The following is a 24,035-nucleotide window of genomic DNA, read 5'->3' on the forward strand; positions in this document are numbered from 1 at the left end:
CGGACAGCACTGTGGCGCGTGCGCAGTCGTTCCGCACGCGCCACAACGCCGCTCTGACCGAGAGGGTTCCGCTCTAAGCCAGAGCAGCCAACGCCGTGTGCACCATGACGCGGACGCCGACGAGGAGCGCGCGCTCGTCGAGGTCGAACGTCGGCTGGTGCAGATCGCGCTGCTTCTCCTGGCCGTCCCACACGCCGAGGCGCGCGAACGAGCCAGGCACGTGCTCCAGGTACCAGCCGAAGTCCTCACCACCGGAGGACTGCTCGGTGCCCGCGAGTGCGTCGTCACCCAGTGCGGCCTCGATGCCGGCGCGCAGGATCTGGGTGGACTCGCGCTCGTTGACCACCGGCGGCACGCCGCGGCGGTGGTGCAGGTCGAAACCGACGCCGGTCGGGGCCAGCAGGCCCGTCACCAGGTCCTTGACCAGCGGCTCCAGCTCGGCCCAGATGTCTCGGTCGCCGGTGCGCAGCGTGCCGCGCACCATGCCGTCCTGCGGCACGGCGTTCGGCGCCTCGCCCGCGTGCACCGCGCCCCACACCAGGACGGTGCCGGAGCGGGGGTCGACGCGGCGCGACAGCATCGTCGGCAGGCCGGTGATGACCGTGCCGAGCGCGTGCACCAGGTCCGCGGTGAGGTGCGGGCGCGACGTGTGGCCGCCCGGCGAGGACAGCCGCAGTTCCAGCAGGTCGGAGGCCGACGTGATGGCGCCGATCCGCGTGCCGATGCGGCCGACCTGCAGACGCGGGTCGCAGTGCAGGCCGAAGATCCGCTCCACGCCGTCGAGCCCACCCGCGGCGAGCACGTCGAGCGCACCGCCCGGCATGACCTCCTCGGCCGGCTGGAACACCAGGCGGATGCGGCCGGGCAGCTCCGTCGCCGAGGCGAGGGCCAGCGCGGTGCCGAGCAGGACCGTGGTGTGGGCGTCGTGACCGCACGCGTGCGACACACCGTCCACAGTGGAACCGAACGGGAGGCCGGTGTTCTCGTGCAGCGGCAGGGCGTCCATGTCCGCGCGGAGGGCCACGCAGCGAGGGCCGTGGCCGATGTCGCAGATCAGGCCCGTGCCGCCGGGAAGGATGCGCGGCTTGAGGCCGACCTCGCGCAGCAGCTTCGCGACGAGCTCAGTGGTGTTGTACTCGCGCCGGGAGAGCTCGGGGTTGGCGTGGATGTGGCGCCGCCAGGCGACGACGTCGGAGGCGTGTGCCTTCAGCCAGTCGTCGAGCCAGGCCGGGCCACGGCCTTCTCCGAGATCATCCACAGGAGACATGCTCACCCCGGTGGGGTCGACAAGCATCTCAGGGAACGTCTTCACAGTTGAGGAGCCCGAGAGCCGGGAGTCCAGAACCGTCATGCCGCACCTCCGCGGGCCAGCAGCCGTGCGCGCTGCTGGGAATCGGTGGCTGTCGCGATCGTCGTCCAGGCCATGGCAAGTGCTCCGTCGAGGAGCGCACGGTCGGCCGACGCCGAGGCACAGGCGGTCGCGAACTCTAGTTGGTGGTTCACCGCGTCTCCGCAGTCGATGGCGATTGTCGGGTGGATTGCGGGCAACACTCTGGTGACGTTGCCCATGTCGGTGCTCCCGATCTTCTCTCGCTGTTCCTGCTCGGGCGAGAGCGGTCGTCTGCCCAGCTCAGTGGCCGCACGCCGGTAGGCGTCGGCGAGCCACGGATCGGGTGTCAACTCGGCGTAGATCGGCGAGACCTGCACCACCTCATGGGTGCAGCCGGTCGCGAGCGCACCGGCTGAGAAGCAGTCCCGAATTCGGTTCTCCAGGCGCTGCAACGATTCCAGGTTTTCCGCCCTCACATCGAACATCGCCGATGCGCGGGCGGGTATTACGTTCGGCACGGTGCCGCCGTTGGTGACAATGCCGCTCACCATCTGGCCGGGCTCGAAGTGCTGCCGCAGCAGACTGATCGACATCTGGGCGATCGTGACCGCGTCCGCGGCGTTGACGCCCAGGTGCGGGGCCGCGGCCGCGTGGGACGGCTTGCCCTTGTAGTGCACCTCGAGATCGGTGATGGCGAGCGATTTGGCGGCGCACGACTCGTACGGCGCCGGGTGCACCATCATCGAGAGCGAGACGTCGTCGAACACGCCTCGTTCCAGCATGAGCACCTTGCCGCCGCCGACCTCTTCGGCCGGGGTCCCGATCACCTTCACGGTGACACCCAGCTGGTCGGCGACGTCACGCAGAGCGAGTGCCGCACCGACGGAGGCCGCGGCGATGACGTTGTGCCCGCACGCGTGCCCGACCTCGGGCAGCGCGTCGTACTCGGCGCAGAGGCCCAGCACGAGCTCGCCGTCGCCGAACGTCGCGACGAACGCGGTGTCGAGGTCAGCCACACCTCTGTCGACCTCGAAACCCTCCTTGACCAGCAAGGAGGTGATTTTCTCGACGCTGCGGTGCTCCTCGAAGGCCAGCTCGGGTTCGGCGTGGATCGAGTGCGACAGGTCCAGCAGCGCGTCCGAGTACCGCTCGACGGTCGAGCGTGTGCTGATCTTCAAGTCGGTACCCATTTGCCACCATCCTGCATCACCACTTGACTGACGCGGCGCGCTGATGATGATCAACCGGACGGCCGGTCGCAGCGCTGCGCCGAGCGGCGAGCGAGTTTCGGTCTGACCGATCAACGATGACGCAAATGGCCGGGAGGGACGTTTGATTTTGACTATTACGTCCCATCATGCGGGACGAACGGTCCCAGCCGAACAGAACGCGGGCCAGCCCTTCGCGGACTATCCCTTCTTGGCAGCCCGCTCCTTGCGCCACTTCGCCCACCGCTTCTTGTTGCGGAGGTAGACGAGGGCGAACAGCACCACGGCGATGCCGCCCATCCACAGCTTGCGCTTGGTCTCCTCGCGAGCTTCGGGCGACGGCTCCTGCGGCGCGTTCACGTCGGGAGCCGGGTTCACGGTCGTCTGCTGCGCGACCGGCACAGGCGCGTTCGCCGCCTCCTGCGCGGACGCCACACCGGCGATCCCGAGAACGCTCATCAGCGAGAACACGCAGGCCAGCAGCAACCTCGACATGCCCCGAACTCTACCTCGAATACCACGATCGAAGGTCACCCAAACTAGTTAAGCGCCTACCGTGAGTCCGATTGGAACGCCTGCAGAATCTGCTCGGCCGCAAGGGTGGCGGTGAGCTCTCCGAGGCGGACCTTCTCCTCCAGGGAGGGGGCGAGGGAGCGGACGGCCGCACTGTCGCGCACCTGCCGCCACAGTTCGTCGTGGACCATCATCCAGGTCCAGTCGATCTGCTGACGGCGGCGGCGTTCGTCCAGCTCTCCGGCGTCGGTCAGGGTCCGGCGATGTTCCAGCACGCGGGACCACAGCTCGTCGAGCCCGGTCCCGGTGAGGCCCGAGCACGTGAGCACGGGCGGGTGCCACAGCGCGTCCGGCGGGCGCAGCAGTTTGAGGGCGCCGGCCAGTTCCCGCGCGGCCTTGCGGGCGTCCAGTTCGTGCTCGCCGTCGGCCTTGTTGACCGCGATGACGTCCGCGAGCTCCAGGATGCCCTTCTTGATGCCCTGCAGCTGGTCGCCGGTGCGGGCGAGGGTCAGGAACAGCGAGCAGTCCGTCATGTTGGCGACGGCCACCTCGGACTGCCCGACGCCGACGGTCTCGACCAGCACCACGTCGAAGCCCGCGGCCTCGACCAGCACGATCGTCTCGCGGGTGGCCTGTGCGACGCCGCCGAGCGTCCCCGACGTCGGAGAGGGCCGGATGAACGCGTTCTGGTTCACCGACAGCCGTTGCATCCGCGTCTTGTCACCCAGGATGCTGCCGCCGGTGCGCGTCGAGGACGGGTCGACGGCGAGCACCGCGACCCGGTGCCCCTGCTCGGTCAGCGTGGTGCCGAGGGCGTCGATGAACGTCGACTTGCCCACGCCGGGCACACCGGTGATGCCGACGCGGATCGCGTCGCCCGACTTCGGCAGCAGTTCGACCAGCAGTTCCTGGGCCTTGGCCCGGTGCTCGGCGCGCGTCGACTCGACGAGCGTGATGGCCTTGGCCAGCACGCCGCGATCGCCGTCGAGGACGCCTTTCGTGTACTCGGCGACGTCGATGACCCTAGCCATGGTGTCCGAGCAGGTCCGCGAGCTTCACCAGCAGGTCCTTGGCCGCGTCCGCGATCACGGTGCCGGGCGGGAAGATCGCCGCCGCGCCCGCCGCGTACAGCTCGTCGAAGTCCTGCGGCGGGATGACACCACCGACGACGATCATGATGTCCTCGCGGCCGAGCTTGGTGAGCTCCTCCTTGAGCGCCGGGACGAGCGTGAGGTGCCCGGCGGCGAGCGAGGACACGCCGACGACGTGCACGTCGGCCTCGACGGCCTGGCGCGCGACCTCGTCCGGCGTCTGGAACAGCGGGCCGACGTCGACGTCGAAGCCGAGGTCCGCGAACGCCGTGGCGATGACCTTCTGGCCGCGGTCGTGGCCGTCCTGGCCCATCTTCGCGACGAGGATGCGGGGGCGACGGCCTTCTTCCTCGGCGAAGGCCTCGACGACCTCGCGGCAGGCGTCCACGTTGGACACTGAACCGACCTCCTGCCGGTAGACGCCTGAGATGGTGCGGATCTGGGCGCTGTGCCGGCCCCAGACCTTGCCGAGCGACTCGGAGATCTCGCCGACGGTGGCCTTCGCGCGGGCGGCGTCGATCGCCAGCTCCAGCAGGTTGCCCTCACCGCTCGTGGCGGCGTTCGTCAGGGCGGCGAGCGCACCGTCCACTGCGGACTGGTCGCGTTCTTCCCTGAGCCTGCGCAGCTTTTCGAGCTGCTGGGCGCGAACCCCGGCGTTGTCGACCTTCAGCACGTCGATCTGCTCGTCGTTGGTGACGAGGTACTTGTTGACGCCGATGACGGGCTGGCGTCCGGAGTCGATGCGGGCCTGGGTGCGTGCGGCGGCCTCTTCGATGCGCAGCTTCGGGATGCCCTCGTCGATCGCGCGGGCCATGCCGCCGGCCGCCTCGACCTCGGTGATGTGCTCCCAGGCCTTGGCCGCGAGTTCCGCGGTGAGGCGTTCGACGTAGGCGCTGCCGCCCCACGGGTCGATGACGCGCGTGGTGCCGGATTCCTGCTGCAGCAGCAGCTGGGTGTTGCGGGCGATGCGCGCGGAGAAGTCGGTGGGCAGGGCGAGGGCTTCGTCGAGTGCGTTGGTGTGCAACGACTGCGTGTGCCCCTGCGTCGCCGCCATGGCCTCGACGCACGTGCGCGCGACGTTGTTGAACACGTCCTGCGCGGTGAGGGACCAACCGGACGTCTGGCAGTGCGTGCGCAGGCTCAGCGACTTCTGCGACTTCGGTTCGAAGTCGTTGACCAGCTTCGCCCAGAGCAGGCGCGCGGCCCGCATCTTCGCGATCTCCATGAAGTAGTTCATGCCGATCGCCCAGAAGAAGCTCAGCCGCGGCGCGAACTTGTCGACGTCCAGCCCGGCTTCCTTGCCGGCGCGGATGTACTCGACACCGTCCGCGAGCGTGTACGCCAGTTCCAGGTCGGCCGTCGCCCCGGCCTCCTGCATGTGGTAGCCGGAGATGGAGATGGAGTTGTACTTCGGCATGTGCTGGGAGGTGAAGGCGAAGATGTCGGAGATGATCCGCATCGACTGCTTCGGCGGGTAGATGTAGGTGTTGCGGACCATGAACTCCTTGAGGATGTCGTTCTGGATCGTCCCCATGAGCTGCTCCGGCTTCACCCCCTGCTCCTCCGCGGCGACCACGAAGAGCGCCAGGATCGGCAGCACCGCGCCGTTCATCGTCATCGACACGGACATCTTGTCCAGCGGGATGCCGTCGAACAGCGTGCGCATGTCGTAGATCGAGTCGATCGCCACGCCGGCCATGCCGACGTCACCCGCCACCCGGGGGTGGTCCGAGTCGTAGCCGCGGTGGGTGGCGAGGTCGAACGCCACCGAGAGGCCCTTCTGGCCCGCGGCGAGGTTGCGGCGGTAGAAGGCGTTCGACTCCTCGGCAGTGGAGAAGCCCGCGTACTGGCGGACGGTCCACGGCTGGTTGACGTACATCGTCGGGTACGGGCCGCGCAGGAACGGCGCGACGCCGGGGTAGGTCTGCAGGAAGTCCAGGCCGTCGGTGTCGGACGGGCCGTAGACCGGCTTGACCGCGATGCCCTCCGGCGTCTCCCACGCGGGCAGGTCGGTCTCGTACTTCGCCTGCGGAGTGGGGCCGAGGTCGACGTCCGCGAAGTTGGGGATCATCGCTCCACTCCAAGGAAGTCGTAGGTGGTGTTGAGGATCTCGAGGGCGGGACAGCCCAGGTGGACGAAGCCGTCGACCTCCGCGTCGGACTTCTTGCCCGCGAGGAGTACCCGCTCGGCACCGGCCTGACGCAGTGCCTCGACGGTGGCGACGGCCTGGTCGGCGTAGCTGGTGTCGCTGCCGCAGACGACCGCGACCCGTGCGCCGGACTCCTTGAACTTCTGCGCCACGTCGTCGGCGGTCTTGGTCGGGCCCGCGTTGGGGGTGGCGAAGCCGCCGGCGTTGAAGAGGTTGGCGGCGAAGGTGGCCCTGGCGGTGTGGGCGGCGACCGGACCGAGGGTGGCGAGGAAGACCTGCGGGCGTTCGGACTGGGCGTCGGCGAGGTCGCGCAGCTCTTCGAAGGCCTGTGCATAACGCACCCGCGGCAGCCCGAAATTGTCAGACCTGCCTGAGAAACTTGGGATGGGGGGCGATTCCCCCCAGGGGGCCTGCGAGTCGGAATCGATTCCGGGTTCCCGCACGACCGGCTTCTCCCCGAGGTTCGGGAACTCGCTCACCCCGGTGATCGGGTCGCTCCGGTCCGCCAGCCGTGCCGACCGCGCCGCCCAGGTCTCGGCGATCCGCGCCGCCACCAGCGAACGAGCCTCCTCGATCCCGCCGGCGCGCTCGATCTCCTGGAACCAGGCCCAGGCCGACACCGCCAGCGAATCCGTCAGCTGCTCGACGTACCAGGACCCGGCGGCGGGGTCGATCACCTCACCGAGGTGCGACTCCTCCAGCAACAGGTTCTGCGTGTTGCGCGCGATCCGCCGGGCGAACTCGTCCGGCAATCCGATCGCCGCGTCGAAAGGCTGCACGGTCACCGAATCGGCCCCGCCGAGACCGGCCGACAGCGTGGCGATCGTGGTGCGCAGCATGTTCACCCAAGGGTCGCGGCGGGTCATCATCGCCGACGACGTCACGGCGTGCTGCACCTGCACGGCATCGGTGGTGGAATCGACCCCGGACACCTCGGCCACCCGCGCCCACAACCGGCGAGCGGCGCGCAGCTTCGCGATCGTCATGAACTGGTCGGCCGTCGCGGCGTAGCGGAACTCCAACTGCGCGAAAGCCTCCGAGGCGGGCAACCCGGCGTCCGTCAGAGCGCGCAGGTACGACACCGCCAGCGCGAGAGAGGCGCCCAGTTCCTCGGAGTCGGAGCCGCCGGCGTCGTGGAACGGCAACGCGTCCACAACGACGGTCCGCAGCCCCGGGAATGCCGAGCGGGCCTGCTTGATCACGTCCAGGGCCTCGCCGAACGGTGTCAGGGCCAGGTTGCCGCGCACCTCGGACGCCAGCACCGGCGCCTGGTCGTAGATCCGCAGCATCGCGCGTGCCGCGTCCACCGAACCGTCCAGCACGATCGGTGCGAGATCGAGGTAGACGCCTTCCAGCAACCGTTCGAGTGACGCGGCCGGCACGGCGAGCCAGAGGGAGGTGACGCCGCCTTCGAGGTCGTTCATCAGGGCGACCGGATCGGGAACGGCGTGGCGCTGCCGGACGTCCCAGCCCTGCTTCACCGGCGCGAGCGCATACGGCTCGAGGGCGTCGTCGAGGGTGTAGAGCGGCTGGAGTTCGATGCCGTCGTACGTCTTCGTGACCAGCGAGTCGAAGCTCGCTCCGGTCTTGCGGAGGACGGCGTCGACCAGCTCACGCCACTGTTCCCTCGACGCGGAGGGGAACTCGTTCGGGCGGAATTCGGCGGTCAATGCCAACTCCATCATGCGTTGCAGTGTTACCGACCGGTACCGGCACGGCTATGTGAGGTTCACCGCCGTTAACGATGCAGTCGGGGTCCGACGGAGAGAGTGTCCCCGACCGCGGCCGACGGGACCAAAGAAGCGACCCCCGATCTGTCAGGAAGAATGGAAACGTGGAGAACGTTGGCCAGGATCGCTTGATCGCGGCTCGGTACCGGCTGCTGCACCTGCTGGGTCAGGGCTCGATGGGCACGGTCTGGGCCGCCCACGACGAGGTGCTCCGCCGGCAGGTCGCGGTCAAGGGGATCCTCCGGCCGCCCGGCATGCCCGACGCCGACGCCGAGCAACTGCGCGAACGGACGATGCGCGAGGCACGTGCCGTCGCCGCTCTCTCCCACCCGAACCTCGTGACGCTCTACGACGTCGTGCAGCACGAAGGCGACCCGTACGTCGTGATGGAGATCGTGCCGTCACGCAGTCTCGGCGAGGTGCTGCAAGAACAGGGCTGCCTCACCGAGAAGCAGGGCGCGGCGGTGCTGGACGCGATCGCGGCGGCACTGGCCTCGGCACACCGGGCCGGCATCACGCACCGCGACGTGAAGCCGGGCAACGTGCTCATCGCGGACGACGGCCGCGTCAAGCTCACCGACTTCGGCATCGCGCGCAACGTCGCCGAGGCCACCATGACCGCGCGCGGCATCACGCTCGGCACGCCCGCCTACATCGCGCCCGAGGTGGCGCAGGGCGGTGACGTGTCGGCGGCCGCGGACAGGTGGTCGCTCGGCGCGACGATGTGGGCCGCGATGGCCGGCGAACCGCCGTACGTGGGCAAGAACGTCATGCAGACGATCAACGCGGTGATCAACGGCGACGTCCCGGTGCCCGCGGGTGCGGGCAGGCTCGCACCGGTGATCAGCGGGTTGATGCGCAAGGAGCCGACCGAACGGCTGTCGCTCGTCGACGTGCGCAAGCAGGTCTACCAGTTGCTGCCGGAACCGGGCACGGACGCGTTCGAGATCCGCGAGTCGGTGCAGACGCCGATCGTCGTGCGACCCAAGCCGAAGATCGACCCGGACGCGCCGCTGGCCGACGACCCGGGCCCGCTGCCGTTCCTCGTCACGAGACCGACCGCGCCCCCGGCCCGCCGCGGCCGGGCAGCCTCGGCGTTCGTGCTGGTCGTGGCCGTGCTGCTGTTCATCGCGGGCTCCGGCGGGGGTTTCGCGCTGACCAGGTACGTCGCGGGAGCGTCCCTGCTGCCGCCGACCGAGCAGACGCTGCCCACGCTGCCGACCCTGCCCACCTCGGCGACGCTCGAGCCCCGCACCGCGTCGGCCGTGCTGGCGAACGGCGACCAGGGCGGCAAGTTCACGCTGCACGTCGAGAAGAGCTGGTCCACCTACGCCGAGCAGCGCGCCGGCGACCTGCGGCTGCCGGCCTCGGCGATGGTGCACTTCGTGTCCGGGAGCGGCGCGTACGAGGTGACGGTGCAGCGGTTCCCCGAGTACTACCCGAAGCGCGACATCAAGCTGTACACGGTGGGGGTGCAGGGGCGCTGGCCCGGCAGGTTCTTCGGCGGCGAGATGGTGCCGACACCGGACCTGGCGGGGCCGCGCAAGGAGGCCAGCGTCCAGTTCATCTACCGGACGGTCGAGGGTGACGAGCCCACGGCGTTGCGGCGCTCGCACTTCTCGCGTGTGCTGCCCTACGGCAACGATCTGTGGGTGGTCGAAGTGGTCGTTCCCACAGAACAGGAGGACGAGGCACGCGCCAGGCTGTTCGACGCGATCGCCTCGACGTTCGCCCCGGTTTAAGCTCTCGCGGTGACTCCAGAAGAGCTGGCCGGCAAGGCCGCGGAAGAGATCCAGAGCCGCACCGGCAACGAGAAGCACGACATCGCCATCGTGCTGGGCTCCGGCTGGCGACCCGCCGCCGACGTGATCGGCGAGCCGGTCACCGAGATCCCGGTGGGCGAACTGACGGGCTTCGAGGCGCCGACCGCGCTCGGGCACGGCGGCACCATCCGTTCCGTCGAGGTCGGCGGCAAGAAGGTCCTCGTCGTTCTCGGCCGCACCCACGGCTACGAGGGCAAGGGCGTCCAGAAGGTCGTGCACGCCGTGCGCACCGTGGCCGCTGCAGGCGTGTCGAGCGTCGTGCTCACCAACGCGGCCGGTGGCCTGCGGCAGGGCATGTCGGTCGGGCAGCCCGTGCTGATCTCCGACCACCTCAACCTGACCGCGGTGTCGCCGCTGGTCGGCGCGCGGTTCGTGGACCTCACGGACCTGTACTCGCCGCGGCTGCGCAAGGTCGCGCAGGAGATCGACTCCTCGCTGGAGGAGGGCGTGTACGCAGGGCTTCCCGGGCCGCACTTCGAGACGCCCGCCGAGATCCGGATGCTGCGCACGATGGGCGCGGACCTGGTCGGCATGTCGACGGTGCACGAGGCGATCGCCGCGCGGGCCGAGGGCGTCGAGGTGTTCGGGCTGTCGCTGGTCACGAACCTCGCTGCGGGCATCACCGGTGAGCCGCTGAACCACCAGGAGGTGCTGGAGGCCGGTGCCGCCGCCGCTCAGCGCATGGGCACGCTGCTGCGCGAGTTGGTGGACCGGGCATGAGCCTGACGCCGGCCCTGCGTGACGCCACGTTCCGGTGGATCGCCGACGACCCGTCCGACGCGACGCGTACCGAGTTGCAGGGCGTGCTGGCGCGGTCGATGGGCGGCGACGCCGGTGCGTTGGAGGACCTCCAAGACCGCATGGCCGGTCCGCTGACGTTCGGCACCGCCGGGCTGCGCGGGCCGGTGCGGGCGGGTACGAACGGCATGAACGTCGCCACGGTGGTCCGCACGACCGCCGGGCTGGCGGCGTGGCTCGGGTCCCCCGGCCTGGTGTTCGTCGGACGCGACGCGCGGCACGGCTCGGAGGAGTTCGCCACCGCGGCGGCCGAGGTGATGGCGGCCGCGGGGTTCGACGTGCGGGTGCTGCCCGGGCCGTTGCCGACGCCGGTGCTGGCGTACCTCGTGCGCGCACATGGTGCGGTGGCGGGGATCCAGATCACCGCGTCGCACAACCCGCCCGCGGACAACGGGTACAAGCTCTACCTGACCGGTGGTTCGCAGATCGTGCCGCCTTCGGACGGCGAGATCGAGAAGGCGATCGAGGCGGTTCCGGCCGCGGTGTCGGTGCCGCGGAACTTCACGTACACCACGGTGTCCGACGCCGAGGTGGACGCGTACCTGGACCAGGTGGCGTCGCTGCCGCGCGGGAACTCCCGGGAGCTGAAGATCGCGCTGACGCCGATGCACGGCGTGGGTGGCGCGTTCGCCGTGGAAGCGTTGCGGCGTGCGGGTTTCACCGACGTGCACGTGGTGCGCTCGCAGGCGGTGCCGGACCCGGACTTCCCGACCGTGGTGTTCCCGAACCCGGAGGAGCCCGGCGCGTCCGACGAACTGCTCGCCCTCGCCGCGTCGGTGGACGCGGACCTGGCCATCGCGCTGGACCCGGACGCGGACCGGTGCGCACTGGGAGTCAAGGACGGCGAGACGTGGCGGATGCTGCGCGGCGACGAGACGGGTGTGCTGCTCGGCTCGCTCGTGCTGTCGACCACGGAGTCCACGGATCCGTTGGTGGCCACGACGATCGTGTCGTCGTCGCTGCTGAAGTCGATCGCGGCCGCGCACGGTGCCCGGTACGCGGAGACGCTGACGGGCTTCAAGTGGCTGGCACGCGCGGGCGAAGGCCTGGTGTTCGCCTACGAGGAAGCACTCGGCAACTGCGTCGATCCGGAGCACGTAGCCGACAAGGACGGCATCTCGGCCGCCGTCGTCGCCGCTGATCTGGCCGCCGGGCTGAAGGCGTCCGGGCGCACGTTGCTGGACGCGCTGGACCAGCTCGCGGCGGACCACGGACTGCACCTGACGGACCAGGTCTCCTTGCGGTACACCGATTTGAGCCTGATCGGCGCCACGATGGCCCGCCTGCGCGCGAACCCGCCGGCGGACTTCGCGTCCGAGGACCTGCTGCCCGGCGCGGACGTGCTGCGCTGGACGGCCGACGGGGTGCGCGTGATCGTGCGCCCGTCCGGCACCGAGCCGAAGCTCAAGGCGTACCTGGAGGTCGTCGAGCCGGTCACGGACGGACTGGAGTCCGCCCGTGCGTCAGGCCGGGCCCGGTTGGCTGAACTGCGTGAACGGGTGACTGCGCTGGTCAGCTAGCGATCGCGATCGCCAGGCACAGCGCGGCGAGGACAAAACCCCCGCCGGCCACGAAGTAGGCCCTTCTGGTCGGCGGGGACACCGCGTTGCGGCGTCCCTCGGTGACCGCCGCCACGGCGATCCGGCCGAAGATGTACGCGATCGCGCAGAGCCCCACACCAAGTCCGAACAACATCATGTTGATGTCCCACGGGCTGTGGTCGAACCCCGGCCACACGGACGCGAACAGGGGCCCGATCCCGATCATCCCGATCGCGACGGCAAGGCCGAAACCCCAGGTGATGCGACGCTGACGAGGACTGGTGTGCATTAGGGCGGTGGTCTTCATGGTCCCTCCTGTGTACACCCATCAAGACGCGCTTCCGGCCTCGGGGTTCCGTTTGCTCATCAACAGAAACGCCTGCGGGCCGCCTTCGTCCACACCCTTCTGACGTTGCAGGCGTGCCACTTCGTTGAACCCGGCTTCGGTCGCGTTGGTCACGAGTTCGTCGATGTCGTGCCAGTGGACGTGGAGGTCCACGTCGTGGCCGTACGCGTGGGCGAGGCGCTTCTTCTGGTTACCCAGTTTGAAGGCGTGCAACAAGTGTCCGCCAGGCCTGAGCACCCGGAAGAACTCCTGCCAGGGGACTTCGGCGGCGGTCATGTGGACCGTGGAGTACCAGACGACCGCGCCGCCGAGGCTCTCGTCCTCCAGGTCCAGCGCGGTCATGTCACCCTGGGTGAACGTGAGGTGCGGGTACAACTTCCTTGCCTGTTCGAGCATGCCGTCGGACAGGTCGACGCCGAACACGTCGAGGCCCAGTTCGTGGAGGTGCTGCGTGATGCGGCCGGCTCCGCAGCCGATGTCTCCCACCGGGCCTTCGGTGAGCTCGGCGAACGCGCGCATGATCGCGGCGTCGAGAGGACGGCCGTCGTGCGCGTCCGGGATGAGCTGGGCGTAGTCGGCGGCAACAATGTCGTAGGAGGCGCGGGTCATGGTCATCTATGTTGCCGCTCATGGACTACACGCGGCGCGATTTGGCGCAGGCGGTGCTCGACGCACACCCGGACAGCAAGCGCGGCCTGAACATGTTCTACGGCAAGTTCAGCAACGACATGAAGAAGCACCAGGTCCAGATGCGCGACGGCCTGCTGAAGGCGTTCGGCGTCGACCTGGAGACCAACATGGTGATGACGATGATGCTGAACGAAACGGTGGCGTCGAACGCGGCCATCACCGGCCCGATGAGCGGCTTCGGTGAGGCAGGCCTGCTGGCCAAAAGGCTGGAGGGCAGCGGCGTCCTCGACAAGGTGCGAGAGATCTACGCCCTGAACAAGCTGTCGGCCGAGGCGCACCTCGACATCGTCGAGGAGGTGCTCGGCATCGTGGACTCGTCGGTCCAGACCGTGACCACGGACGATCTGGTGGCGCTCGGTGTGGCGGTCACCCCGCCGGACACCAACGACTACGAGATGGACTACTGATGGCCCGGCTGCTGCTCGTCCACCACACCCCGTCACCCGCTCTCCAGGCGATGTTCGAGGCCGTGCTCGCCGGTGCCTCCACGCCGGAGATCGAGGGCGTCGCACTGGTCCGGCGCGCCGCGTTGTCCACAACCGCTGTGGATGTCCTGGAGGCCGACGGCTACCTGCTGGGCACGCCCGCGAACCTCGGTTACATGAGCGGTGCGCTGAAGCACTTCTTCGACACCGTCTACTACCCGTGTCTCGATTCCACGCGTGGTCGGCCGTTCGGGCTTTACGTGCACGGCAACAACGACACGACCGGGGCGGTGCGCAGCGTGGAGACCGCCACGACCGGGTTGGGCTGGGAGAAGGCGGCTCAGCACGTGGTCGTCACGGGCGAGCCGACCAAGGCCGACCTGCAGGCGTGCTGGGAGCTCGGCGCCACCGTCGCGGCACAGTTGTCCACATGAAACCCAGAGTTGTCCACAGCCTGTTGTCCCCAACCTGTGGACAACTCTGGGGATGATTTCGAACGTATGTTCTAGCGGCCGACCGAGCTCATGTCGGGGTACCGGTCACCGGCGACCTCGGAAGCCGGCACGGCCGCCTCGATGGCCGCGAGGTCGGCCTCGGACAGCTCCAGCGAAGCCGCCGCGACGTTCTCCTCCAGGTACTTGATGCGCTTGGTGCCCGGGATCGGCACGACGTCCGAACCGCGGTGCTGCACCCACGCCAGCGCGAGCTGACCGGCGGTGACGCCGCGTGCCTCCGCCAGCGCCCGCAGCGCGGCCACCATCTTCAGGTTCGTGTCGAGGTTGTCCCCGGAGAACCGCGGGTTCACGGACCGGAAATCGCCCTTGCCGAAGTCGGCGGAGGACGCGAACCGGCCGGTCAGGACGCCACGGCCCAGCGGTGAGTACGGCACGAGGCCGATGCCCAGTTCACGGGCGGTCGGCACGATCTCGGCCTCGATGTCCCGCGACCACAGCGACCACTCGCTCTGCAACGCGGTGATCGGGTGCACGGCGTGAGCGCGGCGCAGGGTCTCCGCGCCCGCCTCGGACAGGCCGAGGTGGCGCACCTTGCCCTCGGTCACCAGCTCGGCCATCGCGCCGACGGTCTCCTCGATGGGCGTGTCCGCCGGCACCCGGTGCAGGTAGTACAGGTCGATCACGTCGGTGCCGAGCCGCTTCAGCGACCCCTCGACCGAAGCGCGCACGTACTCGCGGTCGCCGCGGATCGAACGGCCTCCGCCGTCGCGCACGATGCCGAACTTCGTGGCCAGCACGACGTCGGAACGGCGGCCGGCGATCGCGCGGCCGACCAGTTCCTCGTTCAGGTGTGGCCCGTACATGTCGGCCGTGTCGAGCAGCGTGACGCCGAGCTCCAGGGCCCGGTGGATCACCGCGACAGACTCCGCCTCGTCGCCGGCGCCGTAGAACTCCGACATTCCCATGCAGCCGAGGCCCTGCGGCCCGACCTGCAACGATCCCAATGAACGGCTCACGCCGTCGCCTCCAAGTCACGCTCGACCACCGCGTAGTGGTCGATCTTGTAGTCGAGCACTTCCAGGGACGTCTGCAGCTCCGCGATGCGGGCGCGGACGTCGTTGCGGTGCTCGACGAGGATCTGCTTGCGGCGGCCTGCCGTCAGGTCGCCGCGGTGTCGCAGCTGCGCGAACTCGCGCATCATGCGGATCGGCATGCCGGTCGTGCGCAGGCGCGTCACGAAGCCCAGCCAGCCGAGATCTTCCTCCGAGTAGCTGCGACGGCCGCCCGAGTCACGCGCGGGCGGGTCGACGAGCCCGATTCGTTCGTAGTAGCGCAAGGTGTCGATGGACAACCCACTGCGCTGCGCGGCTTGGGCTATCGAGTAACTCACGGACTCGACGCTATGACCTGGAGTGCACTCTAGGTCAAGCGGAATCCTTCGAGATTCCCCACGCTTCGAGATGACCGGCCATCTCCGCCACGTCGATCTTGTCGCGGCCGAGCGCGCGCACGAGGCCCAGCGCGTCGTCCTCGGCGGCGTCGATCCAGTAGCCGTTGATGTCGCACATGGTGACGGCAGCGACCCAGGCGAGCCGCCAGTTGCCCTCGACGAGAGGGCGGGTCCGGACGATCGAGTCGAGCAGGGCGGAGGACTTCAGCCACAGCGTGTCGTAGGCCTCCACGCCGAGCACGGTGGCACGGGGACGGTAGGCCGCCGTGTCCAGCAGGCCGATGTCCCTGACGAGGAGATCGCCACCGGTCACGGCCGTGGCCAGCACTAAGAGGTCCCCGGCGTCGAGGTAGGAGATCACGGCACCCAGTTGATCACAGAGGTCTGACAGATTCAGGAAGAACCGAGCCTATCCAAAAGACTTCGGTACTTGGGCAGGACTCGCCCGAGTACTTCGCCGAGCTTCTCCTCCTGCTGCATGCGCTGGTAACGGTCCGCGATCGCGAGCCGCACGACCTCCTGCTTGGAGCGCCCCTCGGACTGCGCCAGTTCAGCGAGCCGCAGGTTCTCCTCCTCGGTCAACCGCAAGGTCATCGCCATGCGGGTGACGGTATCAACCTGATACCACTGCGGCCAGCGGCCGTTAGGATTGCGTGATGCCCAGGCCCAAGACCCACGACGACGCTCTGCGACGGCGTCTGCTCGAACGAGCGGGCGAGCTGCTGAGCACCGAGGGCCCGGCCGCGGTCAGCCTGCGCAAGATCGCCACCGACGTCAACACGTCGACCACCGCCGTTTATTCCCTCTTCGGCGGAAAACCGGCGCTGCTCGAGGCGCTCTACGACGAGGCGTTCACGCGGTTCGGGACGAGCCTCGCGGCGGTGCCCGTCACGGACGACCCGGCGGAGGACCTGCTGGAGATCGGGCTCGCGTACCGGCGCAGCGCGCTGAGGGACCCGCAGTTCTACTCGGTGCTCTACTCGAAGGTCGTCGAACCGACGAAGGAGATGAGCCGCGCGGCGGGCAGGACGTTCGCGCCGGTGATCAATGCCGTGCGGCGCGCGGTGGAGCAGGGCGTCTACCTCGCCGAGGACCCCGAGCAGATCGCGATGTCGATGTGGGGCGTCGCGCACGGCCTGGTGAGCCTGGAGCTCAACGGGAACCTGCCGCCCGGCGTCGACGCGGCCGCCACGTACGAACTGGCGTTGCGCGCGCACGGCAGGGGCTGGCGGGCGGAGACCGGGAAAACCCTGTGAACACCACGGAATCCGGGGAGGCGGCCGCCGCGAAACCTCCCCGGACCCGCTGAACTGTCCGGTTAGGACAGTCCGTCTCGGTGGTGCGGCCTTACTTCAGAGCTCCGTCGAGCGCCTTGATCAGTTCGCCGTTGGCGGTGTCGCCGTCGAGCGACCAGATCATCGCGCCGCCGAGCCTGCGGTCGTTGATGTAGCGGGCCTTCCGCTTCATCTCGGTCGCGTCGTCGTAGGTCCACCAGGTCTTGCCGTCGTAGATCCACGCGAAGCCGGCCTTCTCGTCGCGGTAGATCTTGTACGCGTTGCCGGGCTCGGAGAGCTTCGCCTTGATGCGGTGGAAGTCCTCGTAACCGGCCTCGTACTTGGCGGGCGCCGGCACACCGGTGCCGAACAGGCCGTTGCGCGTGCCGGGGGCGACGCCGTCCCAGCCGCGGCCGTAGAACGGAACGCCGAGCACGGCCTTGGAACGCGGGGCACCGCGCGAAAGCCACGCGTTGACCGTCACCTCGGTGCTGAACTCGAACTCCGACGGGTCGCCCTTGGGCACCCGCAGCGCGGACTGCTGGTTCGCCGGGGCGTCCCAGGCACCGTGGTAGTCGTAGCCCTGCAGCGTGCCGAAGGTGAGGTAGCAGAACACCTTCGAGACCTCGAAGCCCGCGTCGACCTGCTTCGGGTCGGCCGGCAGGAACGCGGTCAGGTCGCGGTTCCAGCCCATCTGCCTGCGGTACTCGGCGAGCAGCTTGGTGAAGTTCTGCTTGTCCTCGGGACGCACGACGTTGGGCGGGAGCATGTTGCCGTTGCTGCCGGGCCATTCCCAGTCGAGGTCGATGCCGTCGAAGACGCCCTTGGCGGCACCCGCGGGCAGACCGGGCAGGTCACCCTTGATCCACATGTCGGTGCACGACTTGACGTGCGCGGCACGCGACTCGGGCGTCAGCGCGGCGTTGGAGAAGTAGCGCGAGCCCGTCCAGCCGCCCAGCGAGATGTTGATCCTCAGCTTGGGGTACTTGGCTTTGAGCTGCTTGAGCTGGTTCAGGTTGCCCGCGAGCACCTGGCCGGCCTCGTCGGCCTTGCCGCTCACGGACTGCTCCGCGGTGTGCGGCATCTGCCAGTCGGCCCACGGGTCGGCGCTGACGCACTTGCCGGCCTCGTCGAGGAAACCGAAGGCGTAGTTGAGGTGCGTGAGCCGCGCGGCGGCCCCGCTGTCCACGAGGTTCTTGACGCGGAAGTTCCGGTCGTACACGCCCCACTGGATGAAGTACCCGACGGTGCGGGTCTTCGAGTAACCGTGGTGCCCATTGGTCTCGACGTCGGCGTTCGCGGGCGCAACGGCCAGCGACGCGGACAGGGCGCCGGCCGCGAGAGCGGCGACACCCCATCTCCGTCTGGACATGAGTCTCCTTGATCGTTCGCGGCAGCGGCGATGTGGTCCACAGCACGATAGGCCTGAGGTCTAGACCACTGCTACGTCCGATCGGAGGTATGTCCTAAACCGCCCCGTACAGACGGTCACCGGCGTCGCCCAGCCCGGGCACGATGAAGCCGGAGTCGTTCAGCCGCTCGTCGACCGACGCCGTGATGAGACGGCACGGGAGCTTCGAGTCCTCGAGGTGGTTGATCCCCTCAGGAGCCGCGAGCACGCAGATCGCCGTCACGTCCGTCGCGCCGCGCTGGGTCAGCAGGCGGATCGTGTACGCCATCGACCCGCCCGTGGCGAGCATCGGGTCGAGCACGAACACCGGACGCCCGGCGAGGTTCTCCGGCAGCGACTCCATGTACGGCGTCGGCTGCAGCGTCTCCTCGTCGCGCGCCAGGCCCACGAACCCCATCTGGGCGTCCGGGATCAGCTTGTGCGCCTGGTCCGCCATGCCCAGACCGGCCCGCAGCACGGGCACGAGCAGCGGTGGGTTTGCCAGCTTGTAGCCGGTGGTACGAGCTACCGGGGTGTGCGTGCGGTCTTCCTTCAGCGGCGCCTCGCGCATCGCTTCGTAAACCAGCATCACGGTCAGTTCCTGCAGCGCGGCACGGAATGCGGCATTGTCCGTGCGCGCGTCACGCATCGTGGTGAGTCTCGCCTTGGCGAGTGGATGATCGACGACCAGGACGTCCATGCTCGACACCGTAACCCGCTGGGAGGAGCAAAGGGTGTTCGAAGAGATCTACCGCGAGGCACGTCAGCGCATCGTCGGCCTGACCATGGGCCTGAGCGCCGACGAGCTCGCACGAGCCGTACCCGCCTGTCCTGAGTGGACCGTGCACCAGGTGGTCGCGCACCTGTCCGGCGAGGCGTCCGATCTGGTCAGCGGACGCATGGAGGGATCACCGTCGGACGAGTGGACGGCGCGGCACGTCGCCGAGCGCGCGGACGTGCCCGTGGAGGACCTGCTGGAACAGTGGAACGTGTTCGGCGACAAGATCGCCGAGATGCCGCGCATCCCGTTCCAGCTGGCACTGGACGCCATCACGCACGAGGCCGACCTGCGTGCGGCGCTCGGCCGCGAACGCCTGCCGGACACCGTGTGGCAGCCGACGCTGGTGTGGATGGCCCCGCGCAGGCTGACCGACGTGACGGTGAGGACCGAGTTCGGCGACCTCGGCGACGGCCCGATCACCGTCGAGGTCGAGGGGTACGAACTGTGGCGCGCGTTCTTCGGCAGGCGTTCGCGGCGCCAGATGGAGTCGTGGAACTGGTCCGGCCCGGCGCCGATCGAGAAGATCCCGTTCTTCCCGGCCCGAGAGACCGACCTGATGGAGTAAACACCGTTAACCGACGAGGTGTAGGGTCGGCCGCGTGACAGACCACGTGCGCATCGGAGTGCTCGGCGCGGCCATGATCGCGCCGACCGCCGTCCTCCGCCCGGCCCGTTCCTCGACGGTCGCCGAAGTCGTCGCGGTCGCCGCGCGGTCAGCCGACCGAGCCCAGGCCTTCGCCGACAAGCACGGCATCGCGCGCGTGCACGGTTCCTACGAGGACCTGCTGGCCGACCCGACGGTCGACGCGGTCTACAACCCGTTGCCCAACGGCCTGCACGGCAAGTGGACGCTCGCCGCGCTCGAAGCCGGAAAGCACGTGCTGTGCGAGAAGCCCTTCACCGCGAACGCAGCCGAAGCGGCCGAGGTCGCCAAGGCGGCGGAAGCCTCCGGACTGGTGGTGATGGAGGCGTTCCACTACCGCTACCACCCGCTGGCCGTGCGCGTCGCCGAGATCATGAGCTCCGGCGTCCTCGGCCCGCTGCGGCACGTCGAGGCCACCGTCGCGTTCCCGTTGCCGCGGTTCTCCGACATCCGGTACGACTACTCGCTCGCGGGCGGCGCGACGATGGACGCGGGCTGCTACGCCGTGCACATGGCACGGTTGCTGGGCGGCGAGGAGCCCGAGGTGAAGTCGGCCAAGGCGTTGCTGCGCGGGCCTTCCATCGACCGCGCGATGCGTGCGTCGCTGCGTTTCCCCTCGGGCCACACGGGTTCCGTGCACACGTCGCTGTGGTCGTCGACGGTCCTGAAGCTGTCGATGAAGGCGATCGGCGAGAACGGCACGCTCAGCGTGCTCAACCCGCTCGGCCCGCAGATCCTCCACCGGTTGTCGTTGCGGCTCAAGGACAAGAAGTCGGTCGAGACGTTCGGGAAGCGCCCCACCTACGCCTACCAGCTCGACGCGTTCACCGACGCCGTGCTGCACGGCAAGCCGTTCCCGACGACCGCGGACGACGCGGTGCGCACCATGACGGTGATCGACTCGATCTACCGGGCGGCCGGGCTGCCGCTGCGCCGGCCGACCCCCTGACCCAGATCACGAACCGATTCCGATCACCACCTGATCAGGGGGCCGCACAACCCGATCCGGGCGTCAAGAACCGGCGAAGCGACTCCGAAAAGTCTCTAATAGCCAGTTGAGACGCGGAGGTGCGAACGGTGACGATCGAACAGAAGCCCGTCCAGCAGTGGTGTGAGTCCCCCCTGGTCATCCTGGGTGTGTCGGGATCACTCGCCGTGTTGATCGGCGTGCTGCCGCTGATGTGGGGCCACAACCCGGCCCTCGCGGTGGCCGTCGTGGCACTCCTGGCGGTGGCTGTCGCGATCACCGTCAAGTTCGCACCGAACCGCAGGTGACACATCTAGACTCGTTCGGGTGAGCGACGAGCTGGTACCGGCTGACCAGAGTCACATGCGCGCCTCGGACGCGGACCGGGAACGGATCGCGCAGGTGCTGCACCAGGCGACCGCCGAAGGCCGCCTGGACATCCACGAGCTGGACGAGCGGCTGGTGGCCGTCTACGCCGCGAAGACGTACGGCGAACTCGTCCCCATCACCGCGGACCTGGTCCTGAGCGGCCTGCCGCAGACCCCCGCCGTGCCGCAGTACCAGCCCGCGGTGAGCAACCGCGTCGGCGGCGAGCCGGGCAGCGCGGTGTCGGTGGCCTTCTGGTCGGGCGTCAACCGCAAGGGCGGCTGGGTCGTCCCCCGCCTGCACAACGCCGTCGCGATCATGGGCGGCATCGAGATCGACCTGACCCACGCGAACTTCGCCGAGCGCGAGGTGACGATCAGCTGCTTCGCGTTCTGGGGCGGCGTGGAGATCCGGGTGCCCGACGACATCAACGTCAAGGTCGACGGGTTCGGGTTCATGGGCGCCTTCGAGGAACAGCTGGCGAGCCGCCGGCACATCCCGGGCGCTCCGACCGTGCGGATCACCGGGCTCGCGATCATGGGTGCCGTCGAGGTGAAGGGTCCCAAGAAAAAGAAGAAGAGCATCCTGCGCGAACTGCTCGACTGAACGAAAAGGGGCCCTTCATCACGAGGATGAAGGGCCCCTTTCTCATCAGGCCGGTGTGCTGTGGCCCGGTCCGCCCCACGGGCGGGTGTAGGTGGAACCGTCGTTGTAGAGGATGAGCCACTCGCTGGTCGACGGGCGGTAGACCGTGAAGTCCGCCATGCCGTTGGCGTTGTAGTCACCCGCCACCGGAACATCCCCCGGCTGGCCCCACGGCCGGTGGTACTCGTGGCCGTCGTTGTAGAGGATGTGCCAGTAGCCGTCCGACGGCGTGTAGGTGGCGAAGTCGGTCATGCCGTTGCCGTCGAAGTCGCCGGACACCGGGACGTGGCCGGGGCCGCCCCACTTGCGGTGGTACTCGGTGCCGTTGTTGTAGAGGATGTGGAACATCCCGTCCGCCGGCGTGTACGTCACGAAGTCGGACATGCCGTTCGCGTCGAAGTCGCCCGCCACCGGCAGATGGCCCGGACCACCCCACTGACGCGTGTACTGGCTGCCGTCGTCGTAGAGGATGTGGAAGGTGCCTGTCGACGGCCGGTAGATGGTGAAGTCCGACAGGCCGTTGGCGTTGAAGTCGCCCGCCACCGGACGATCACCGGGCAGACCGCCCCAGTTGCGCGACCACTGGCGGCCGTCGTTGTAGAGGATGTGCCAGAAGCCGTCGCTCTCGGTGTAGGTGACGAAGTCGGTCATACCGTTGGCGTCGAAGTCGCTGGAGAACCGCGCTCCCATCGCCATCACGGCCTTCGCGATCAGCTCGGCGTCCGCGGCCTGGGGCTGGTACCTCTCCGGGAACCCCGAACGCTGCACCGCCTGGCACACGTCGCCGACCGGCCTGGTCTGCCAGTTGGCCACGTTCGTGACCATGTAGTCGAGGAACTTGTTCGTGGCGTAGACCGGGTTCCGGATCTGCTCCGGCGTTCCCCAGCCCATGCTCGGCCGTTGCTGGAACAAGCCCTCGGAGTCCCGATCCCCGTAGTCGAGGTTCTCGATACGGGTCTCGACGATCGTCGTGGCCAGCGCGATGGTCGCCGCCCGGTCGCTCAGCCCTCTCGACTTGACGGTCTTGACCACCTCACGGGCGCAGGAGATCTGGTAGCCGTTGACGCCACCGCGAAGGTAGCCGGTGAGTCGGCCGTTCAGCGACATCGCCAACCTGTTGTCCGCCGCTGTCACTCCGTGCGGCGTGCACGGCAGTTTCGAGTCCGCATGGGCGACAGGTCCGATCAGCGATGCCGTGCCCGCCCAGGTCGCCGCGACGGCAATCACTGAAATCAATTTCCGCATGATTGTCACTCCTTTCGATCAGGCGGGCGGGAGGTGGCCCCAGCCACCCCAGGGGAGGCCGCGGGTGTAGGTCGAACCGTCGTTGTAGAGGATGTGCCATTCCCTGGTGGACGGCCGGTACACCGCGAAGTCGGCCATTCCGTTGGCGTTGAAGTCGCCGGAGACCGGGATGTCACCGTTCTGGCCCCACGGGCGGTGGTATTCGGTGCCGTTGTTGTAAAGGATGTGGAACATGCCATCCGCCGGCGTGAACGTCGCGAAGTCGGCCATGCCGTTGGCGTCGAAGTCACCGGCGACCGGGACGTGGCCGGGGCCGCCCCACTTGCGGTGGTACTCGGTGCCGTTGTTGTAGAGGATGTGGAACATGCCATCCGCCGGCGTGAACGTCACGAAGTCGGACATGCCGTTCGCGTCGAAGTCGCCCGCCACCGGCAGATGGCCCGGACCACCCCACTGACGCGTGTACTGGCTGCCATCGTCGTAGAGGATGTGGAAGGTGCCTGTCGACGGCCGGTAGATGGTGAAGTCCGACAGGCCGTTGGCGTTGAAGTCGCCCGAGACCGGCAGGTCCTCGGGCAGTCCACCCCACTGCCGGTGGTACTCGGTGCCGTTGTTGAACAGGATGTGCCAGGTGGCGTCACCCGGCGTGAACGTCACGAAGTCCGTCATCCCGTTCGCGTTCATGTCGCTGGAGTACGTCGCGGCACCGCCGCCCTGGATGACGTTCTTGTAGCGACGCGCCTGGTACACCGAAGTCGGGTGACCGTCGAGCGTGCTCCCGTTGAAGGTCGCCCCCGTGACCTTGCGAACCGGGGTCGAGCCGAACGTGTAGTAGGTGAAGTGCACGCGGTCCGCGTCGTAGCCCGCGAAGAGGATGACGTGCTCGGAGAACGTCAGAACGTCACCGGGCTTCAGTTCCGCGCGGCTCACCGGACGGAACCGCGAGTCGTTGAGCATCATCCCGGAAGAAGGAGAGTCCGTGAGGTGCAACGCCATCGAGACGTACCCGGAGCAGTCCGTCCGATATCTCTTGCCGCTCGAATCGGGGTAACTTCCCGCCTGGTTGTACTGGATCCCCTTGTTCAGCCAGTACTCGGCACGCGAGATCACCTCGGCCTGACTGATCGGACCACCGACGTTGCTCGCCACTGCCGCTGAAGGCGCGATCACCGACG

26 protein-coding genes are annotated in these 24,035 nt (G+C 68.6%); 10 read left to right on the forward strand and 16 right to left on the reverse strand.

What is annotated here, in order from left to right; translation table 11 throughout:
- Positions 1-73: 73 nt before the first annotated feature.
- From PV646_RS06455 to PV646_RS06480, 6 genes are all read right to left on the reverse strand, one after another.
- Positions 74-1,267: a M20 family metallopeptidase gene (locus PV646_RS06455; protein WP_500342291.1), complete on the reverse strand. Its 1,194-nt coding sequence runs from the start codon at positions 1,265-1,267 to the stop codon at positions 74-76.
- A gap of 80 nt (positions 1,268-1,347) precedes the next feature.
- On the reverse strand, positions 1,348-2,520 hold the full coding sequence (locus PV646_RS06460) for a M20 family metallopeptidase (protein ID WP_500340568.1): 1,173 nt from the start codon (positions 2,518-2,520) through the stop codon (positions 1,348-1,350).
- 219 nt (positions 2,521-2,739) lie between these two features.
- Positions 2,740-3,033, reverse strand: coding sequence for a hypothetical protein (locus PV646_RS06465; RefSeq protein ID WP_189154370.1), 294 nt, complete (start codon positions 3,031-3,033; stop codon positions 2,740-2,742).
- A gap of 56 nt (positions 3,034-3,089) precedes the next feature.
- The gene (gene meaB, locus PV646_RS06470; protein ID WP_500340569.1) at positions 3,090-4,082 is read right to left on the reverse strand and encodes a methylmalonyl Co-A mutase-associated GTPase MeaB; all 993 of its coding nucleotides are present in this window, start codon (positions 4,080-4,082) and stop codon (positions 3,090-3,092) included.
- Entirely contained in the window at positions 4,075-6,213 is a 2,139-nt protein-coding gene (gene scpA, locus PV646_RS06475; RefSeq protein ID WP_500340570.1) for a methylmalonyl-CoA mutase, read from the reverse strand. The genes meaB and scpA overlap by 8 nt, the downstream gene beginning before the upstream one ends.
- Positions 6,210-7,976, reverse strand: a complete 1,767-nt coding sequence (locus tag PV646_RS06480) for a methylmalonyl-CoA mutase family protein (RefSeq protein ID WP_500340572.1) — start codon at positions 7,974-7,976, stop codon at positions 6,210-6,212. Before PV646_RS06480 ends, scpA begins: the two co-directional genes overlap by 4 nt.
- Before the next feature lie 149 nt (positions 7,977-8,125).
- On the opposite strand from PV646_RS06480, the gene PV646_RS06485 reads away from it, so the two are divergent.
- The 3 genes from PV646_RS06485 to PV646_RS06495 are packed head-to-tail and all read left to right on the forward strand — an operon-like array spanning position 8,126 to position 12,162.
- The gene (locus tag PV646_RS06485; protein ID WP_500340573.1) at positions 8,126-9,763 is read left to right on the forward strand and encodes a serine/threonine-protein kinase; all 1,638 of its coding nucleotides are present in this window, start codon (positions 8,126-8,128) and stop codon (positions 9,761-9,763) included.
- Between the two features lie 9 nt (positions 9,764-9,772).
- The gene (locus tag PV646_RS06490) at positions 9,773-10,564 is read left to right on the forward strand and encodes a purine-nucleoside phosphorylase (RefSeq protein ID WP_189154375.1); all 792 of its coding nucleotides are present in this window, start codon (positions 9,773-9,775) and stop codon (positions 10,562-10,564) included.
- Complete coding sequence (locus PV646_RS06495; RefSeq protein WP_500340574.1) at positions 10,561-12,162, forward strand: phospho-sugar mutase; 1,602 nt, start codon at positions 10,561-10,563, stop codon at positions 12,160-12,162. The genes PV646_RS06490 and PV646_RS06495 overlap by 4 nt, the downstream gene beginning before the upstream one ends.
- On the opposite strand, the gene PV646_RS06500 is transcribed toward PV646_RS06495, so the two are convergent.
- Entirely contained in the window at positions 12,155-12,490 is a 336-nt protein-coding gene (locus PV646_RS06500) for a hypothetical protein (RefSeq protein WP_500340575.1), read from the reverse strand. The two genes, PV646_RS06495 and PV646_RS06500, sit on opposite strands and share 8 nt — an antisense overlap.
- A 21-nt stretch (positions 12,491-12,511) precedes the next feature.
- Positions 12,512-13,138, reverse strand: a complete 627-nt coding sequence (locus PV646_RS06505) for a class I SAM-dependent methyltransferase (RefSeq protein WP_500340576.1) — start codon at positions 13,136-13,138, stop codon at positions 12,512-12,514.
- 20 nt (positions 13,139-13,158) lie between these two features.
- On the opposite strand from PV646_RS06505, the gene PV646_RS06510 reads away from it, so the two are divergent.
- Positions 13,159-13,626, forward strand: a complete 468-nt coding sequence (locus PV646_RS06510; protein ID WP_500340577.1) for a hypothetical protein — start codon at positions 13,159-13,161, stop codon at positions 13,624-13,626.
- Positions 13,626-14,078 (forward strand): flavodoxin family protein, encoded by a 453-nt coding sequence (locus tag PV646_RS06515; protein ID WP_500340579.1) that lies wholly within the window; start codon positions 13,626-13,628, stop codon positions 14,076-14,078. The genes PV646_RS06510 and PV646_RS06515 overlap by 1 nt, the downstream gene beginning before the upstream one ends.
- Before the next feature lie 71 nt (positions 14,079-14,149).
- Here PV646_RS06515 and PV646_RS06520 read toward each other — a convergent pair whose 3' ends face one another.
- Genes PV646_RS06520 through PV646_RS06535 form a run of 4 tightly spaced genes read right to left on the reverse strand, consistent with a single transcriptional unit; the run spans position 14,150 to position 16,149 of the window.
- Complete coding sequence (locus PV646_RS06520; RefSeq protein WP_500342293.1) at positions 14,150-15,064, reverse strand: aldo/keto reductase; 915 nt, start codon at positions 15,062-15,064, stop codon at positions 14,150-14,152.
- 47 nt (positions 15,065-15,111) lie between these two features.
- On the reverse strand, positions 15,112-15,489 hold the full coding sequence (locus PV646_RS06525) for a MerR family transcriptional regulator (protein ID WP_452253671.1): 378 nt from the start codon (positions 15,487-15,489) through the stop codon (positions 15,112-15,114).
- A gap of 34 nt (positions 15,490-15,523) precedes the next feature.
- Entirely contained in the window at positions 15,524-15,910 is a 387-nt protein-coding gene (locus tag PV646_RS06530; protein WP_500340580.1) for a type II toxin-antitoxin system death-on-curing family toxin, read from the reverse strand.
- A 32-nt stretch (positions 15,911-15,942) separates the two neighbouring features.
- Positions 15,943-16,149 (reverse strand): ribbon-helix-helix protein, CopG family, encoded by a 207-nt coding sequence (locus tag PV646_RS06535; protein WP_093591654.1) that lies wholly within the window; start codon positions 16,147-16,149, stop codon positions 15,943-15,945.
- A 56-nt stretch (positions 16,150-16,205) separates the two neighbouring features.
- Between PV646_RS06535 and PV646_RS06540 the strand changes: the two genes are divergently transcribed.
- The gene (locus PV646_RS06540; RefSeq protein WP_500340581.1) at positions 16,206-16,805 is read left to right on the forward strand and encodes a TetR/AcrR family transcriptional regulator; all 600 of its coding nucleotides are present in this window, start codon (positions 16,206-16,208) and stop codon (positions 16,803-16,805) included.
- A 91-nt stretch (positions 16,806-16,896) separates the two neighbouring features.
- Here the strand turns inward: PV646_RS06540 and PV646_RS06545 are convergent, their stop codons facing one another.
- Both PV646_RS06545 and upp read right to left on the reverse strand, forming a co-directional pair.
- Entirely contained in the window at positions 16,897-18,195 is a 1,299-nt protein-coding gene (locus PV646_RS06545; RefSeq protein WP_500340582.1) for a glycoside hydrolase family 18 protein, read from the reverse strand.
- Between the two features lie 94 nt (positions 18,196-18,289).
- Positions 18,290-18,913, reverse strand: a complete 624-nt coding sequence (upp, locus tag PV646_RS06550) for a uracil phosphoribosyltransferase (RefSeq protein ID WP_452253675.1) — start codon at positions 18,911-18,913, stop codon at positions 18,290-18,292.
- 34 nt (positions 18,914-18,947) lie between these two features.
- On the opposite strand from upp, the gene PV646_RS06555 reads away from it, so the two are divergent.
- From PV646_RS06555 to PV646_RS06570, 4 genes are all read left to right on the forward strand, one after another.
- Entirely contained in the window at positions 18,948-19,559 is a 612-nt protein-coding gene (locus tag PV646_RS06555) for a maleylpyruvate isomerase N-terminal domain-containing protein (protein WP_500340583.1), read from the forward strand.
- A 34-nt stretch (positions 19,560-19,593) separates the two neighbouring features.
- Positions 19,594-20,586, forward strand: coding sequence for a Gfo/Idh/MocA family protein (locus PV646_RS06560; protein WP_500340584.1), 993 nt, complete (start codon positions 19,594-19,596; stop codon positions 20,584-20,586).
- Between the two features lie 128 nt (positions 20,587-20,714).
- Positions 20,715-20,912 (forward strand): hypothetical protein, encoded by a 198-nt coding sequence (locus tag PV646_RS06565; protein WP_500340585.1) that lies wholly within the window; start codon positions 20,715-20,717, stop codon positions 20,910-20,912.
- A gap of 19 nt (positions 20,913-20,931) precedes the next feature.
- Positions 20,932-21,576 carry a DUF1707 SHOCT-like domain-containing protein gene (locus PV646_RS06570; RefSeq protein WP_500340586.1) on the forward strand — a complete coding sequence of 215 codons (645 nt, stop codon included), beginning with the start codon at positions 20,932-20,934 and terminating at the stop codon, positions 21,574-21,576.
- Between the two features lie 45 nt (positions 21,577-21,621).
- Here PV646_RS06570 and PV646_RS06575 read toward each other — a convergent pair whose 3' ends face one another.
- Positions 21,622-22,851 carry a hypothetical protein gene (locus tag PV646_RS06575; RefSeq protein WP_500340587.1) on the reverse strand — a complete coding sequence of 410 codons (1,230 nt, stop codon included), beginning with the start codon at positions 22,849-22,851 and terminating at the stop codon, positions 21,622-21,624.
- A gap of 27 nt (positions 22,852-22,878) precedes the next feature.
- Complete coding sequence (locus PV646_RS06580; protein ID WP_500340588.1) at positions 22,879-24,030, reverse strand: hypothetical protein; 1,152 nt, start codon at positions 24,028-24,030, stop codon at positions 22,879-22,881.
- Positions 24,031-24,035: the final 5 nt, after the last annotated feature.

The organism is Streptomyces sp. ID05-26A, from assembly GCF_033794685.1.
GTDB lineage: Bacteria > Actinomycetota > Actinomycetes > Mycobacteriales > Pseudonocardiaceae > Lentzea.

Bases quoted from the DNA above. Each gene is read 5' to 3' on its own strand.
- PV646_RS06455 (WP_500342291.1), bottom strand. From the start codon at position 1,267: ATGTCTCCTGTGGATGATCTCGGAGAAGGCCGTGGCCCGGCCTGGCTC.
- PV646_RS06460 (WP_500340568.1), bottom strand. From the start codon at position 2,520: ATGGGTACCGACTTGAAGATCAGCACACGCTCGACCGTCGAGCGGTAC.
- PV646_RS06465 (WP_189154370.1), bottom strand. From the start codon at position 3,033: ATGTCGAGGTTGCTGCTGGCCTGCGTGTTCTCGCTGATGAGCGTTCTC.
- meaB (WP_500340569.1), bottom strand. From the start codon at position 4,082: ATGGCTAGGGTCATCGACGTCGCCGAGTACACGAAAGGCGTCCTCGAC.
- scpA (WP_500340570.1), bottom strand. From the start codon at position 6,213: ATGATCCCCAACTTCGCGGACGTCGACCTCGGCCCCACTCCGCAGGCG.
- PV646_RS06480 (WP_500340572.1), bottom strand. From the start codon at position 7,976: ATGATGGAGTTGGCATTGACCGCCGAATTCCGCCCGAACGAGTTCCCC.
- PV646_RS06495 (WP_500340574.1), top strand. From the start codon at position 10,561: ATGAGCCTGACGCCGGCCCTGCGTGACGCCACGTTCCGGTGGATCGCC.
- PV646_RS06500 (WP_500340575.1), bottom strand. From the start codon at position 12,490: ATGAAGACCACCGCCCTAATGCACACCAGTCCTCGTCAGCGTCGCATC.
- PV646_RS06505 (WP_500340576.1), bottom strand. From the start codon at position 13,138: ATGACCCGCGCCTCCTACGACATTGTTGCCGCCGACTACGCCCAGCTC.
- PV646_RS06510 (WP_500340577.1), top strand. From the start codon at position 13,159: ATGGACTACACGCGGCGCGATTTGGCGCAGGCGGTGCTCGACGCACAC.
- PV646_RS06515 (WP_500340579.1), top strand. From the start codon at position 13,626: ATGGCCCGGCTGCTGCTCGTCCACCACACCCCGTCACCCGCTCTCCAG.
- PV646_RS06520 (WP_500342293.1), bottom strand. From the start codon at position 15,064: ATGGGAATGTCGGAGTTCTACGGCGCCGGCGACGAGGCGGAGTCTGTC.
- PV646_RS06535 (WP_093591654.1), bottom strand. From the start codon at position 16,149: ATGGCGATGACCTTGCGGTTGACCGAGGAGGAGAACCTGCGGCTCGCT.
- PV646_RS06540 (WP_500340581.1), top strand. From the start codon at position 16,206: ATGCCCAGGCCCAAGACCCACGACGACGCTCTGCGACGGCGTCTGCTC.
- PV646_RS06545 (WP_500340582.1), bottom strand. From the start codon at position 18,195: ATGTCCAGACGGAGATGGGGTGTCGCCGCTCTCGCGGCCGGCGCCCTG.
- upp (WP_452253675.1), bottom strand. From the start codon at position 18,913: ATGGACGTCCTGGTCGTCGATCATCCACTCGCCAAGGCGAGACTCACC.